Genomic DNA, 15,149 nt, shown 5'->3' with positions numbered 1-15,149 from the left:
GAACGGTCTGCGTTGTCGGGAAGATGCGTGATCTGATCCTTCAACTCAGCAAAAGTTCGATTTATTCAACAAAGCCCTTTATTTATCATAGTAATAACGAATGATCTCCACAAATGATTCGTAAAATTTATAAATAGACACAATATTGAGCAATGATATCGACCACCGGATTTGCTGCAAACCTGACCTACCGGATAGCCGCCATAAAAAACAGAAGGTATTATTAATAGGCTAACTTATTTAACACATGATAATAATTACCATTTGCAATAAAATTTCCAGTCATTGGCAATCGTTCAAACCTCTACCCAGAATGGCTGGCGGTACTTCATGCCATCAACTCATATCCTGCAACGGTAAAGCAGATGACCCCTGAGGCAAGCCAGTGTAAAATCTGCAAATATATATAGCGGGGAACAAGCAACCCGGAGGATGAATATGAAGTTTTTAGTCACTGGAGCCGCAGGATTTATCGGCTTTCATGTAAGCAAGCGCCTTCTGGAGGCAGGTCACGAGGTTGTTGGCATCGACAACATGAATGACTACTACGATGTCAGTCTTAAGCAGTCTCGTCTGGCTCTACTGCAGTCTCCCCTGTTCACTTTTTATAAAACCGATCTTGCCGATCGAGAAGGAATGGCGCAGATTTTCGCCACAGAGAAGTTTGAACGCGTGATCCATCTGGCAGCACAGGCCGGTGTTCGTTACTCGCTGGAAAATCCTCACGCTTATGCTGATGCTAACCTGATCGGTTATCTGAACATTCTGGAAGGCTGCCGCCACAACAAAGTACAACATTTGCTGTATGCCTCTTCCAGTTCGGTGTATGGCCTAAACCGCAAAATGCCGTTCTCCACCGATGATTCAGTCGATCATCCTGTATCGCTGTATGCCGCAACGAAAAAAGCCAATGAACTGATGGCGCATACCTATTCTCATCTGTATGGCATTCCCACCACTGGACTACGCTTTTTCACCGTGTACGGTCCATGGGGACGTCCGGACATGGCGCTGTTTAAGTTTACGAAAGCGATGCTGGAAGGTAAGAGCATTGACGTTTATAACTACGGCAAAATGAAGCGCGACTTCACCTATATCGATGACATCGTGGAAGCGATCATTCGTGTACAGGATGTTATCCCGCAGCCTGACGCAGAGTGGACGGTAGAAAATGGATCGCCAGCGACCAGTTCAGCCCCTTACCGCGTTTACAATATCGGTAACAGTTCACCGGTCGAGTTGATGGAATACATCACCGCCCTGGAAGAAGCGATGGGAATGGAGGCCGAGAAGAATATGATGCCAATGCAGCCCGGCGATGTCCTGGAAACCAGCGCGGACACCAGACCGCTGTATGATCTTGTGGGCTTTAAACCGCAGACGTCGGTTAAGCACGGGGTGAAAAACTTCGTGGAGTGGTACAAAGGGTATTACAACGCCTGAGTTATTACATCTGTCTTACCGAACCGCGATCCCAGATTGCGGTTTTTTTATGCCTTTTTTCATGCAGTTGTTTAAACCTTCGTTCAGACAACTTCATGCACGCCCCGCAGTCGGAACGTTGGTACAAAAACAAAAAAAGCCCGCATTGCAGGCTTCTTTACCCTTCCGGCGCTTATCTCCGGCATCTACATCTCAGTGACGGCAGCTCTTTACAAGGTGTGATTTAACATATCCGACCACAGCAGGGGGTGCAATGAGTTTAGGGCAAAATTACGGCCCACATCACACGACGGCGGGATTTGTAGATCCAAGTGGAGGGAAGATAGACGATGGGAGACTTTTGAGAAAGTGATTGAATCAGACTGACGGCAACAATGCCGCCAGTCCTGAGCATGAGAAGAGACTAATCGTTGCCGAACAGATCGCGGGTATAGACCTTATCGGCTACGTCAGACAATTCCTCCGCCATGCGGTTGGAAATGATGACATCAGCTTCTTGCTTGAAGACATCCAGATCACGGACCACGCGAGAATTGAAGAACTCATCCTCTTGCATAACCGGTTCGTAGATGATTACCGGGATACCCTTGGCTTTAATGCGCTTCATAATCCCTTGAATCGAAGAGGCACGGAAGTTATCCGAACCGCTCTTCATGATCAGGCGATATACACCAACCACTTTCGGTTTACGCGCAAGGATGGAGTCCGCAATAAAGTCTTTACGGGTACGGTTCGCATCAACGATGGCACCAATGATGTTATTTGGTACTGATTCGTAGTTCGCCAACAGTTGTTTAGTGTCTTTCGGCAGGCAATAGCCACCGTAGCCGAATGACGGGTTGTTGTAGTGGTTGCCGATACGCGGATCCAGGCAAACACCTTCAATAATTTGCTTGCTGTTCAAACCCTGACTTTCTGCATAGCTATCCAGTTCGTTGAAATAGGCCACACGCAGCGCAAGATAGGTGTTAGCGAACAATTTGATTGCTTCCGCTTCAGTCGAGTCAGTAAACAGCGTCGGGATGTCCTGTTTAATCGCCCCTTCTTTCAGCAGGCTGGCAAAGCGTTCTGCACGTTCGGAACGCTCCCCGATAACAATACGAGACGGGTGTAAATTGTCATACAACGCCCGGCCTTCACGCAGAAATTCCGGTGAGAAAATGACATTGTCGATACCCAGGCGCTTTTTGATGTCACGAGTAAAACCGACCGGAATGGTCGATTTGATGATCATCACGGCATTAGGGTTAATCTCAGTGACATCACGAATAACGGCTTCAACCGTTGAGGTATTGAAGTAGTTCGTTTTTGGATCGTAGTCAGTTGGTGTCGCGATAATGACATAGTCGGCATTACGATAGGCATCTTGCTTATCCGTTGTCGCACGAAAATTCAGCGGTTTTTCGGCCAGATATTCCTGAATCTCTTTATCGACAATCGGAGAAATCTTCTGGTTAAGCATATCCACTTTGGATTGTACGATATCCAGCGCAACCACTTCGTGGTTCTGCGCAATCAGGATGCCGTTTGATAAACCAACATAACCGGTACCGGAAATAGTAATTTTCATTCGATCACACTTTAATCAGTTAACTGGACGGCGGCATAGTAGCCACCCTGTAATCAACACTTCTGGCGGTTTTACTCTTTGAGGAGATAAGTGTCAAGAAAGGCACAAAATAGCCTGCTTTAAAAAGGCCCGTATTGGGCCTTTTTAGGAAGCATAACAATTATTATATATAAATATTATTTATAGACTTCTGCGGTCGCCAGCGTATGAGCCTGCATATCTTTTTCTGATAAAGAAAGTTCACAGGCGTTCAAATCAGGCCATTGAATGTTGATATCCGGATCATTCCAGAGAATACTGCGCTCAGACTGTGGCGCATAGTAGTTGGTCGCTTTATAGACAAACTGCACCGTCTCGCTCAGGGCCATAAAGCCATGCGCAAACCCTTCCGGGATCCACAGCTGACGTTTGTTTTCCGCACTGAGCACCACCCCGACCCACTGGCCAAAGGTTGGCGATGAACGGCGGACATCCACCGCCACATCAAAAACCTCACCTTCCACGCAGCGCACCAGTTTACCCTGCGAGTGCGGATCCAGCTGATAGTGAAGACCTCGCAACACACCCTTCTGCGACTGCGAATGGTTGTCTTGCACAAACTCAACATGACGGCCGACCGCCTCGTCAAACACCTTGCTGCTGAAGCTTTCGAAGAAAAAACCACGCGCATCACCGAACACGCGAGACTCAAAAATCAGTACGTCAGGAATGTCTGTTTTAATAATACTCATCTTGTATACCCTTACTTGCCTGAAACTTCCACGACCACACGCTCTACACCCTGACGCCAATCCGGGAGCGTGACACCAAATACGCGCTGGAATTTCTCATTCGACAGGCGGGAATTCAGCGGACGTTTTGCCGGTGTTGGATAGGCCGTGGTCGGGATCCCGTTAACCTCATTGATAGCCAACTGCACGCCGTTAGCTCGTGCCACGTCAAAAACAAAGCGGGCATAGTCATACCAGCTCGTTTCACCGCTGGCGACCAGATGGTAGGTTCCGGCAACCGCTTTATTACGCAACTCTTCACGGATGGCGATGGCGGTGCAGTCTGCCAGCAGCTCTGCCCCGGTCGGCGCGCCGTGCTGATCGTTAATGATAGACAGCGTCTCTTTCTCACTCGCCAGACGCAGCATGGTTTTAGCAAAGTTCGCCCCACGGGTGGCGTACACCCAGCTGGTGCGGAAAATCAGATGACGCGGGTTACCCTGCTGCAGCGCCAGCTCACCGGCGCGCTTGGTTTCACCGTAGACGTTCAGCGGCCCGGTGGCCTCCTCTTCCTGACGATAGTGACTCCCCTCCCCGTCGAACACATAATCGGTGGAGTAATGCACCATCAGGGCGCCCAGCTTCGCCGACTCTTCCGCCAGCACCGCCACGCCCTTGTCGTTCAGCAGGTCGGACAGCTCACGCTCGCTTTCAGCTTTATCTACCGCAGTGTGGGCCGCCGCATTGACAATGACGTCCGGTTTTACCTGACGAACAGTTTGCGCAATGCCTTCCAGATTCGTTAAATCACCGCATAATTCTTTATCGAAGTAATCAACGGCGACCACCTCACCCAGCGTCGACAGCGAACGCTGCAGCTCCCAGCCAACCTGGCCATTTTTACCAATCAGTAAAATTTTCATTATTGAATACCCTATATATGATCGGCAGGCGATTAACGTTCGTTAAGCAGGCGTTTCAGATAAGCGCCATATTCGGTTTTCTTCAGCCGTTCTGCCTGGGCCGCAACCCCTTCGGCGCTCAGCCAGTCATTGCGGTAAGCGATCTCTTCCAGACAGGCGACCTTCATCCCCTGACGCTTCTCAATGGTATGAATAAACTGCGAGGCTTCAATCAAGCTGTCGTGGGTGCCGGTGTCCAGCCAGGCAAAACCACGCCCAAGCAGTTCCACCTGCAGATCGCCCCGCTCCAGATACATCTGGTTCAGGGTGGTGATTTCCAGCTCGCCGCGCGCAGACGGTTTGACGGCTTTCGCCATCTCCACCACGTCGTTATCGTAGAAATACAGGCCGGTTACCGCCCAGTCAGATTTCGGCTTCAGCGGTTTTTCTTCAATCGACAGCGCTCTGAAGTGCTCATCGAACTCCACCACACCAAAACGTTCCGGGTCGAGCACCTGATAACCAAACACGGTGGCACCGGTGGTTTTGCTGGCCGCCGCTTCCAGCTTTTTACCAAAACTCTGGCCGAAGTAGATGTTATCGCCTAGCACCAGCGCACAGGCGTCGTTACCGATAAACTCTTCACCGATAATAAAGGCCTGCGCCAGGCCGTCCGGTGACAGCTGAATGGCGTAGCTGAAGTTCACCCCGAACTGCGAACCGTCACCCAGCAGACGCTGGAACCCCGGCATATCATCCGGGGTGGAGATAATCAGAATATCGCGGATCCCCGCCAGCATCAGCACAGAGATAGGGTAGAAAACCATCGGCTTGTCGTAAATTGGCAGCAGCTGTTTAGAGACACCCTGGGTAATAGGATATAAACGAGTACCGGAGCCACCGGCCAGAACAATACCTTTCATCTGTATATTTCCTTAATCAGTTATTCAGGCCAAGACGTTCACCGGCATACGAGCCGTCCAGCACGCGCTGCCACCAGGTGGTGTTGTTCAGGTACCAGTGCACGGTTTTCTCAATGCCACTTTCAAAGGTCTCCTGCGGCACCCAACCCAGGTCGCGCTGAATTTTCGCCGCGTCGATCGCATAGCGCAGATCGTGACCCGGACGATCTTTTACGAAGGTGATCAGGTCAGCAAAGTGACTGATATTGCCCGGCTTCTGTTCCACCACTTTATCGAGAATGGAGCAGATAGTACGTACTACATCAATATTCTTACGCTCGTTATGACCGCCGATATTGTAGGTTTCACCGCTCTCACCCTCAGTGGCGACTTTATAGAGTGCGCGAGCATGATCTTCCACATAGAGCCAGTCACGAATCTGTTCACCGTTGCCATACACCGGCAGCGGTTTACCCGCCAGCGCATTGAGAATGGTCAGCGGGATCAGTTTTTCCGGGAAATGATATGGGCCATAGTTGTTTGAGCAGTTAGTCACCACTACCGGCAGACCGTAGGTACGGTTCCAGGCACGCACCAGATGGTCACTCCCGGCCTTAGAGGCAGAGTACGGACTGCTTGGCGCATAAGGCGTTTCTTCCGTAAACAGGTCATCAGTGCCGTGCAGATCACCATAAACTTCATCAGTAGAGATATGATGGAAGCGGAAAGCCTGCTTCGGAGCCGCATCCAGGGTTGACCAGTAGTGACGGGCCGCTTCCAGGAGGGTAAAGGTGCCAATCAGGTTGGTCTGGATAAAGGCGGCCGGGCCGTCAATAGAACGGTCAACATGGCTTTCGGCAGCCAGGTGCATCACGATATCAGGCTGAAACTCACTGAACTGCTGAGCCACGCCCTGGGCGTCGGTGATATCCGTACGCGAGAAAGAATAACGGCTGTTGTCGGCTACAGAAGCCAGAGACTCGAGATTACCTGCGTAAGTCAGGCAGTCCATAACGCGCACGTCATTCTGAGTATTCTCAATGATATGACGAACAACGGCAGAACCAATAAACCCAGCGCCACCGGTGACAAGGATCTTCATTATAATATTGTCCAATAGTTTCGTTAGTAAAGGGCATAGCATTTTTAAATGCCCTTTTAATTAAAGAAAAAGCAATTAATGAATCTTTTGAGTCCAAAAGATATGCAGTATCTTTAAATGACATCAAACTATTTTCATTAATTGTTTGATAACTTTATGAAAGGAGATTGAGTATTTCTTTTGTTTTACTCTCCATCAGACTATTATCCGCTCTGGACTCAACATTCAGACGTACCACCGGCTCCGTGTTGGACGTACGCAAGTTAAAGCGCCACTCCGGGTATTCAATACTGATACCGTCGGTGGTATCCACGTTGACGGCATCTGGTTCATAGCGTTCGCGGATACGCGCAATAGCCGCCGCCGCATTACCCAGCTTGCGGTTAATCTCTCCTGACGCCGGGAACGCCGCCTGGCGATCTGCCACCAGCGACTTCAGCGAGCTGTTTTTCAGGCACAGCAGCTCCGCCACTAGCAGCCACGGGATCATCCCGCTGTCACAGTAGGCAAAGTCGCGGAAGTAATGGTGCGCACTCATCTCCCCGCCGTAGATGGCGTCTTCCTGGCGCATCCGCTCCTTGATGAACGCATGCCCGGTCTTCGACATCACTGGTTGGCCGCCGCTGCGGGTAACGATATCCACCGTATTCCACGTCAGACGCGGGTCGTGAATGATTTTCGCCCCCGGTTGCTTCTGCAGGAATGCTTCCGCCAACAGCCCGACAATGTAGTACCCCTCGATAAACGACGCCTCGTCATCAAACAGGAAGCAGCGGTCGAAGTCGCCATCAAAAGCAATCCCCATGTCCGCCTGATACTCGCGCACCGCGTCGGCAGTATCCTGGCGACACTCCGGCAGCAGCGGGTTCGGAATACCGTTCGGGAAATGCCCGTCCGGCTGGTGATGCACCTTGATAAAAGTCACCGGCGCCCCGGCCGCCTCGAAGCGTTTCTCCACCTCATCAATCACGTGCCCTGCCGCCCCATTGCCGGAGTTCACCACCAGCTTCAGCGGACGGGTGAAGTTCGCCAGGTTTACGTAACCCATCAGGTGGTCGACGTACTCCTTCAGCACCGAAATCTGACGCAGGGTGCCGCGGCGCTCCGGGTCCACCGACGGAAACTGGTTCTGCTCCGCCAGGCGCTGGATATCGCGCAGCCCAGTATCGCCGCTGATGGGCTTCGCGTTTTCGCGCACTAGCTTCATGCCGTTGTAGTTCATCGGGTTGTGGCTTGCCGTCACCTCGATCCCGCCGTCCACTCCGAGGTGGAAAGTGGCAAAGTAAATCTCTTCGGTGCCGCTCAGGCCGATATCAAGCACGTCGGTACCGGCGTCCATCAGCCCCCGGGCCAGAGCCAGCTTCAGCGGCTCGCTGGTGAGGCGCACATCGCCCCCCACTACAATCTTCCCAGGTTTCAGAAATTCGCCATAGGCGCGCCCGATACGGTAGGCAATGTCTTCGTTCAGCTCTTCTCCCAGTTCACCACGGATGTCATAAGCCTTAAAGCATGTTAACTGTGTCATTCTGCACCTTATTCCCCAAAAGATTAGCAACGACCATACTGGTCTTTAATACGGATAATATCGTCTTCGCCCAGGTAGGAACCGGACTGGATTTCCAGAACTTCCAGTGGAATACGGCCCGGGTTTTGCAGGCAGTGCTCGGCTCCGATGGGAATAAAGGTGGACTGGTTTTCCGTCAGCAGGAATTGCTTCCCGTTCACCGTCACCTGACCGGTACCAGCCAAAATAACCCAGTGCTCGGCACGGTGGTGGTGCATCTGCATAGAGAAGGCCCCGCCCGGTTTCACCGTGATCCGGTTGACATTAAACCGTGGGGTCTGCACCACCACGTCGCAGCGGCCCCAGGGACGGTAAATCTCGCGGTGGCGCTTGTACTCGCTGCGCTGGTTCTGTTTAAGGAACTCGACCGCCTTCTTCACGTCCTGAGCGCGCTCGCGGTTCATCACCAGCACCGCGTCCTTGGTACTGACAATCACCAGGTTCTCCACGCCAATCGCCGCCACCAGCTTCTCGTCGCTGTTGATGTAGCAGTTTTCGCTATTATGCACCCACGCATCGCCGCTGAGCACGTTACCCTGCGCATCTTTAGGGCTAACGTCCCACAACGCCGACCACGAGCCAACGTCACTCCAGTCGGCATCGAGACCGACCACCACCGCATCGGCGGTTTTTTCCATCACCGCGTAGTCGATGGATTCGTCCGGGCACTCGCAGAAAATGTCATGTGGAATGCTGATGAAGTCGCTGCCATTATCCGCGGCGCTGACCGCTGCCTGGCAGGCCTCAAGGATATCCGGACGGAATTTGGCCAGCTCGGAGAGGTATTTTTTGGCGCGGAACATAAACATGCCGCTGTTCCAGTAGTACTCTCCGGAAGCGAGGTAGGCCTCGGCGCGCTCCCGGTCTGGCTTCTCAACAAAGCGAGCCACATGGTAAGGGGCGTGGTCACTGTCAGTAAGCGCTACGCCGCGCTGGATGTAGCCGTAGCCGGTTTCTGGAGCGTTTGGAACAATCCCGAAAGTGACCAGATGCCCTTCATTGGCATACTGCTCGGCGACGCGGATGGCATCGTGGAATACCGGTTTGTTATTGATAATATGGTCTGCGGCAAGGACCAGCATCAGCGGGTCGTCCCCGTGGCGGGTGGCCTGGAGGGCAGCCAGGGCAACGGCCGGAGCGGTATTACGCCCGACCGGCTCAAGAATGATATTATTCGACAGTTTATTGAGTTGACGCAGTTGTTCGGCTACCAGGAAGCGATGTTCTTCGTTACAGATGACCATCGGTTCATGGATTTCAAGGCCCGAGAGTCGGGTGATGGTTTCCTGCAGCATTGAATTCTGCCCGTACAGTCGTAAGAACTGTTTCGGGTAAAGCTCACGAGACATCGGCCAGAGACGACTGCCGGTACCACCAGCCATTATCACAGGAAGTAACATATTAAATTCCTTTAATTAAAACCCTAGTATTTAACGCCCAGTCGATTACTGAGGCAAGAAGCAAAGTAATATAGGAGAACAAGAGAATAAAGATTGCAAGCACTTAAGAACATTAAATATTAAAAAATCTTTAGAAAGCAAAAATTTTGGGTCGCTTATAAAATTAAAGATAATAAATATCCTCCGGCATAGCCGGAGGTTTTTCATATGCGCCTGTAAGGCTCTCTTACCAGGCGCGCCCTAACAGGCGCATCTCGATCTGACATTTGCATCTATGGATTACTTACGACCCGTAAACGGGCTACCTGGATACGGGATCGAGAGTTGCTCACCCCTCTTATCTTCTTCTAACTGGTGCTTTATGTACTCCTGTATCTTCGTCGCATTTTTGCCAACTGTAACTACGTAGTACCTTCTGCACCAAAACTCCCTGTTTCGGTATTTAAATTTCAGAGCTCCAAATTGTTCATAAAGCATCAGGCTGCTTTTACCCTTCAGATACCCCATGAAACTCGAGACGCTCATCTTTGGCGGGATCTCCAGAAGCATATGAATATGATCCACACAGCATTCTGCTTCCACGATTTTCACGCTTTTCCACTCACACAGTTTTCTTAAGATGCTACCTATCGCTCTGCGTTTCTCTCCGTAGAACACTTGTCTTCGGTACTTGGGCGCAAAAACTATGTGATAGTTACAGTTGCATCGAGTGTGCGCTAAGCGCTTTTCGTCCCCCATCGGGACCCCCTTTTGATTTCTTGTTGAACATTTGCAGTTGCCAGACCGCAGCCTGTCTTAACAAAGCAAAAGGGTTTTTTATAACTGGCTCAAAGCTGAAAGCTTTACTGAACCTCCAGCCTAGCTGGAGGTTTTCTGTGCACAAAAAAAGCCAGGCCAAATGGCCTGACATTGAAAATAAAAATTATTCCAACCATTCCGTATGGAATACACCTTCTTTATCAGTGCGCTTATAGGTATGGGCACCGAAATAATCACGCTGAGCCTGAATCAGGTTGGCTGGCAGGACTGCAGAGCGATAGCTATCGTAGTAGGCAATAGCAGCAGAGAATGTCGGAACCGGGATACCGTTCTGGACAGCGTAAGCCACAACATCACGCAGCGCCTGCTGATATTCATCTGCAATCTGCTTGAAGTACGGGGCCAGTAGCAGATTGGCGATGCTCGCATTCTGCTCGTAAGCATCAGTAATCTTCTGCAGGAACTGAGCACGGATAATACAACCGGCACGGAAGATTTTAGCAATCTCACCATAGTTAAGATCCCAGTTATATTCATCAGAAGCAGCACGCAACTGAGAGAAGCCCTGAGCATAAGAAACGATTTTGCCCAGATATAGAGCGCGACGAACTTTCTCTACAAACTCAACCTTGTCGTCAACCGGTTGAGATTTGGGCCCCGTCAAGACTTTAGACGCAGCAACACGCTGGTCCTTCAATGAAGAGATGTAGCGCGCAAAGACAGATTCAGTAATCAGGGACAGTGGTTCGCCGAGGTCGAGTGAGCTCTGGCTGGTCCATTTGCCAGTACCTTTGTTGGCTGCCTCATCGAGAATCACATCCACGAGGTATTTACCGTCTTCATCTTTTTTAGTGAAGATGTCTTTGGTGATATCAATCAGGTAGCTACTGAGTTCTCCTTCGTTCCACTCGGTAAAGGATGTTGCCAGTTCTTCATTAGAAAGTGCCAGACCACCTTTCAGTAAGGAATATGCTTCCGCGATAAGTTGCATGTCGCCATACTCAATACCGTTATGAACCATCTTCACATAGTGGCCTGCACCATCAGCACCAATGTAAGCAACACAGGGTTCACCATCCTCAGCACGAGCAGCGATCTGCTCAAGAATTGGAGCCACCAGTTGATAGGCTTCTTTCTGGCCACCAGGCATGATAGATGGGCCCTTAAGCGCGCCTTCTTCACCACCTGAAACACCGGTACCGATGAAGTTAAAACCTTCAGCAGACAATTCGCGGTTGCGACGAATCGTGTCCTGGAAGAAGGTATTCCCCCCATCAATGATGATGTCGCCTTTGTCCAGATACGGCTTAAGTGAATCGATCGCGCTATCAGTGCCAGCGCCCGCCTTCACCATTAACAGGATGCGGCGTGGAGTTTCGAGGGATTCGACAAACTCTTTAACGGTATAATGCGGGACCAGTTTCTTGCCCGGATTCTCGGCAATCACTTCTTCGGTCTTTTCACGAGAGCGGTTGAAAACAGAGACTGTATAACCACGGCTTTCGATGTTGAGCGCAAGGTTGCGCCCCATAACTGCCATACCGACAACCCCGATCTGTTGCTTGGACATTACATACTCCTGTCTGGTGTATAATAAATATGCATGCATCAAAAATGCATACATTATAGACAAACATATCTCTATGATAGCTTAGTTAAGGTGTAGTAGATAGCATTCAGTATGCAATAAGCGATCAAGCCAAATTATAAACTTTTTATTTTAAAAATGGAACTGAGAGCAACATCAAATAACAAAGACAAGTTATCACACCCTTAATATCACTCATAATTCATACAAAAACCTAAACAACATATATATTTAAGGCCTATCATCCATATAACCCCATCCAAAAACAGCATAATGATTTACAATCGTGAGTGAATAAAAAATGAAAAACACCCGTACATTATAATATTTTTAGACGATACATGCATACATGCTTCTCATTAGTAAATTTTTGAAGCATTCAAATACCAAAGAAATGCAAAATCAGCAATTTACGTTTTTATTTCTTGCAAGCAGGAATTGATTTTTTAATTTAATGACTAATTTAGATAAATATAAATCATCAATATCGTTTGACACATTAATACTACCCCCATGATCAATTAATCGCTGCATTATATTAACCACCGATTCCTTGTCCATCAAGTTAATAAACTCTCCCTTACAGCCAAAATAATTAATAAGATCACCAGCCGCCCCTACATTTGTGGTTAATAAATAGTTATTATAATATGCAGCCTCTAACAATGCCAAGCCATAACTTTCATAACGCGAGGGGAAAAAAAATATTTTCGATTTTTTATAAAAATCATTTCTTGTAATTTTGTCTTTTACATTCCCAAGAAAAAAAACACTCTCCCTGAGAGATGGGTTTCTCAAAAAAAACAAATCTATTTCAGAATGAAAACCTTCCTCTACCTCCCCTAAAAAATATAACTTCCAATCTTTCATGTTCACCTTGGAAATCACATCAAGAATAAACTCTGTGTTTTTTTGCACCGTTCCAATTCTTGCAACATTCAATATTACATTTTCTTTTTTAATAATAGATGCGTTATTATTATCTCTCTCAACCCCGTTTGGTATAAAAATAATCTTATCATTACTAATCACAGCTTTTTTCTTTAACACATTCAAGGCATCAATTGTTTCAACAGACACAAGATCAACATATTTTGAAAGATATTTAACAAATAACGACTTGATCATTTTTTTTATGTTATAATAGTCAAAAAAATCTTTTGCCTCGTCAACAGACAAATCACCCTTAATATAAACATACCCCTCTTTTTGTCTTCTTTTATATGCAGAACCAATGAGGAAACTATACCATCTCACATGAAATAAAAAAACAAAAGAAATATTTCTACCCTCTTGCTTTATATAGGATAACTGGGCCAATATGCTTTTAAACGAATTAAATCCACCACCAGACTTTAAATTTAAGAAGGTAACATTTTCAAAAAAAGGAAAAGGAAGATCATTATCATTATCATATACAACTTCTAATTGGAGATTTAGTTCCTTACTTAAATAAAGAGGAAACAAAAAAACATCTTTCACCAAATGCTCCGTATTAAATCGGGAAAATACAATGACTAGTTTACTCATAGAAGTTTACCCACCATAAAAATTTCATACGTAATTACTAACAACGGGGACCATATAAACAACCCTGTTATCTTATTATTTTTCTTTATATCAAAATAATAAACAATACAAATAAATGACTCGGAAATAACAAATAAAGAAAGAACCAAAATTATTATATTTATTTTTACACCCAACGCTTCACATACAAATAACGATAAAATATAAAAAATAATGGCATATATATTTGTCTTTAGGATAAGAGATTGCCCACCAGAGACGGAAATATAATTAGATAACGCACCATAAATAAAAGAAATAAATATTATTGGCGATCCATAGTAAAATAAGCCAGTAATGTTCTCATACTTATACAGGCCTAAAACTGATATGACCACTGGAAAAACTAGAGGTAACACTACGGTTACAATTAAACCAGGCACAGCGAAGAAAAGAAAAATTTTCTTATCAAATTCCAAACTACGCTCTGAATTAAACTTCGGCAAAATAGACGATACAAGAGCATTTTGAATAAAAAATAATGGTGTAATAAATTTAAACATAGCCAAATACAATGCGACATTACTGATGGAAGACATGTGATTTATAAATGTGACACCAATTTTATTATAAATTGTATTAGCAATAAATATACCAAAAAAAGGAACAATAGAAGTAGTCAGGAGCTTAATATTACAAAAGGTAAAATATTTCCTTAGCTCAGTAAAATCCATAAAGAACAATAATGATACAATGATGTTTAATGTAAAAACGGATATTATTAAAAAATTAATGTGTTTCTTTAAATAAAAAACATAAAATAGTATAAGTAAAAATGTGCCACATGCATAAGTTAAATCCCTCATTATTATTAACTTCCGTTTTCCTAGAGCTAAACATTCAGTCCATTTTGGCATTATCAATGATGACAACACCATAGAAAGTGACATGCCCAATATTATCATGTTATCAAGATTAAAAACCAGACCAATAGAAACCGTACTAAATACACACCAAAAACTACCAAAAAGAAGTTGGTATGGAAGAAGTATATTGCTTGAATTCCCTTTATTAATCTCTCTTAAATAATAGTTCCTAAACGCTCCACTTACAACCATATTACACATGGCCAAAGCTTCAAATACTAAGGCATAAGTCCCGAATTGAGCAACAGATAATTCCCTCATTAAAAACACTTGGGACAAGAATCCGATCCCTTGAACTAATACCGAAGAGCTAAAAAAAGCAATCGCAGCCTTTATGATTCCCTTATCCATCCCATCACCTTATGTTCATCAACTTCAATTACACACATATTAAATTGTTGCATTTAAAATACACTTCAATAAAAGTGCAAAATACAAACTAAAAACATAATGGTTTCCTTACCCACCTAAACATCCATGAAGAAAAGAAATTAAACAATAACCTTGTATTTATGAAGTTTTTATAGAGGAAGCAAAACTTAATATATTAGACCAATTATTAGCTAAAGCACATGACAAAGTTAATTACCTTAACAAAGCAATATACTGAAATGATCTTATGAATTAAATACAGCTTCTTATACGCTATAATAATTAGAGCAATAAGTGTCAAGATAGTTGTCAGAGCAGTCTTCCCGGCTTTGTTGAATAAATCGAACTTTTGCTGAGTTGAAGGATCAGATCACGCATCTTCCCGACAACGCAGACCGTTCC

General features: G+C 46.5%; 12 protein-coding genes. 1 reads left to right on the top strand and 11 read right to left on the bottom strand.

All coding sequences use genetic code 11. From position 1 onward, the window contains the following. Positions 1-438: 438 nt before the first annotated feature. Positions 439-1,443 carry an NAD-dependent epimerase gene (locus L2I46_RS27890; RefSeq protein ID WP_236948389.1) on the top strand — a complete coding sequence of 335 codons (1,005 nt, stop codon included), beginning with the start codon at positions 439-441 and terminating at the stop codon, positions 1,441-1,443. A 403-nt stretch (positions 1,444-1,846) separates the two neighbouring features. Here L2I46_RS27890 and ugd read toward each other — a convergent pair whose 3' ends face one another. From ugd to L2I46_RS27835, 11 genes are all read right to left on the bottom strand, one after another. Further along, positions 1,847-3,013, bottom strand: coding sequence for a UDP-glucose 6-dehydrogenase (gene ugd / locus L2I46_RS27885; RefSeq protein ID WP_236948388.1), 1,167 nt, complete (start codon positions 3,011-3,013; stop codon positions 1,847-1,849). A 176-nt stretch (positions 3,014-3,189) separates the two neighbouring features. After that, complete coding sequence (rfbC, locus tag L2I46_RS27880) at positions 3,190-3,744, bottom strand: dTDP-4-dehydrorhamnose 3,5-epimerase (protein WP_236948387.1); 555 nt, start codon at positions 3,742-3,744, stop codon at positions 3,190-3,192. 11 nt (positions 3,745-3,755) lie between these two features. After that, positions 3,756-4,661, bottom strand: a complete 906-nt coding sequence (rfbD, locus tag L2I46_RS27875) for a dTDP-4-dehydrorhamnose reductase (RefSeq protein ID WP_336886849.1) — start codon at positions 4,659-4,661, stop codon at positions 3,756-3,758. 17 nt (positions 4,662-4,678) lie between these two features. Next, complete coding sequence (gene rfbA, locus L2I46_RS27870) at positions 4,679-5,548, bottom strand: glucose-1-phosphate thymidylyltransferase RfbA (protein ID WP_236948385.1); 870 nt, start codon at positions 5,546-5,548, stop codon at positions 4,679-4,681. A 16-nt stretch (positions 5,549-5,564) separates the two neighbouring features. Beyond that, the gene (gene rfbB, locus L2I46_RS27865; protein ID WP_236948384.1) at positions 5,565-6,629 is read right to left on the bottom strand and encodes a dTDP-glucose 4,6-dehydratase; all 1,065 of its coding nucleotides are present in this window, start codon (positions 6,627-6,629) and stop codon (positions 5,565-5,567) included. Between the two features lie 154 nt (positions 6,630-6,783). Further along, on the bottom strand, positions 6,784-8,154 hold the full coding sequence (gene rfbK, locus L2I46_RS27860) for an O9 family phosphomannomutase RfbK (protein ID WP_236948383.1): 1,371 nt from the start codon (positions 8,152-8,154) through the stop codon (positions 6,784-6,786). 23 nt (positions 8,155-8,177) lie between these two features. After that, positions 8,178-9,593: a mannose-1-phosphate guanylyltransferase/mannose-6-phosphate isomerase gene (locus tag L2I46_RS27855; protein WP_236948382.1), complete on the bottom strand. Its 1,416-nt coding sequence runs from the start codon at positions 9,591-9,593 to the stop codon at positions 8,178-8,180. A gap of 279 nt (positions 9,594-9,872) precedes the next feature. After that, the gene (gene tnpA / locus L2I46_RS27850) at positions 9,873-10,331 is read right to left on the bottom strand and encodes an IS200/IS605 family transposase (RefSeq protein WP_236948381.1); all 459 of its coding nucleotides are present in this window, start codon (positions 10,329-10,331) and stop codon (positions 9,873-9,875) included. A gap of 184 nt (positions 10,332-10,515) precedes the next feature. Then, complete coding sequence (gene gndA, locus L2I46_RS27845) at positions 10,516-11,922, bottom strand: NADP-dependent phosphogluconate dehydrogenase (protein ID WP_236948380.1); 1,407 nt, start codon at positions 11,920-11,922, stop codon at positions 10,516-10,518. Positions 11,923-12,342: 420 nt separating this feature from the next. Next, positions 12,343-13,470, bottom strand: a complete 1,128-nt coding sequence (locus tag L2I46_RS27840) for a glycosyltransferase family 4 protein (protein WP_236948379.1) — start codon at positions 13,468-13,470, stop codon at positions 12,343-12,345. After that, on the bottom strand, positions 13,467-14,726 hold the full coding sequence (locus L2I46_RS27835) for a hypothetical protein (RefSeq protein ID WP_236948378.1): 1,260 nt from the start codon (positions 14,724-14,726) through the stop codon (positions 13,467-13,469). The genes L2I46_RS27840 and L2I46_RS27835 overlap by 4 nt, the downstream gene beginning before the upstream one ends. Between the last annotated feature and the right edge of the window lie 423 nt (positions 14,727-15,149).

Source organism: Klebsiella sp. 2019SCSN059 (assembly GCF_021739525.1).
In the GTDB taxonomy this organism is placed as follows: domain Bacteria; phylum Pseudomonadota; class Gammaproteobacteria; order Enterobacterales; family Enterobacteriaceae; genus Klebsiella; species Klebsiella quasipneumoniae.
Note: the sequence above shows the minus strand (reverse complement) of the source record. Positions and strands in the feature narration are given on the sequence as shown.

Excerpts from the sequence above, each read along its gene's own strand:
- rfbA (WP_236948385.1), bottom strand. The coding sequence starts at position 5,548 with ATGAAAGGTATTGTTCTGGCCGGTGGCTCCGGTACTCGTTTATATCCT.
- L2I46_RS27855 (WP_236948382.1), bottom strand. The coding sequence starts at position 9,593 with ATGTTACTTCCTGTGATAATGGCTGGTGGTACCGGCAGTCGTCTCTGG.
- rfbK (WP_236948383.1), bottom strand. The coding sequence starts at position 8,154 with ATGACACAGTTAACATGCTTTAAGGCTTATGACATCCGTGGTGAACTG.
- L2I46_RS27835 (WP_236948378.1), bottom strand. The coding sequence starts at position 14,726 with ATGGATAAGGGAATCATAAAGGCTGCGATTGCTTTTTTTAGCTCTTCG.
- L2I46_RS27840 (WP_236948379.1), bottom strand. The coding sequence starts at position 13,470 with ATGAGTAAACTAGTCATTGTATTTTCCCGATTTAATACGGAGCATTTG.
- rfbB (WP_236948384.1), bottom strand. The coding sequence starts at position 6,629 with ATGAAGATCCTTGTCACCGGTGGCGCTGGGTTTATTGGTTCTGCCGTT.
- tnpA (WP_236948381.1), bottom strand. The coding sequence starts at position 10,331 with ATGGGGGACGAAAAGCGCTTAGCGCACACTCGATGCAACTGTAACTAT.
- rfbC (WP_236948387.1), bottom strand. The coding sequence starts at position 3,744 with ATGAGTATTATTAAAACAGACATTCCTGACGTACTGATTTTTGAGTCT.
- ugd (WP_236948388.1), bottom strand. The coding sequence starts at position 3,013 with ATGAAAATTACTATTTCCGGTACCGGTTATGTTGGTTTATCAAACGGC.
- gndA (WP_236948380.1), bottom strand. The coding sequence starts at position 11,922 with ATGTCCAAGCAACAGATCGGGGTTGTCGGTATGGCAGTTATGGGGCGC.
- L2I46_RS27890 (WP_236948389.1), top strand. The coding sequence starts at position 439 with ATGAAGTTTTTAGTCACTGGAGCCGCAGGATTTATCGGCTTTCATGTA.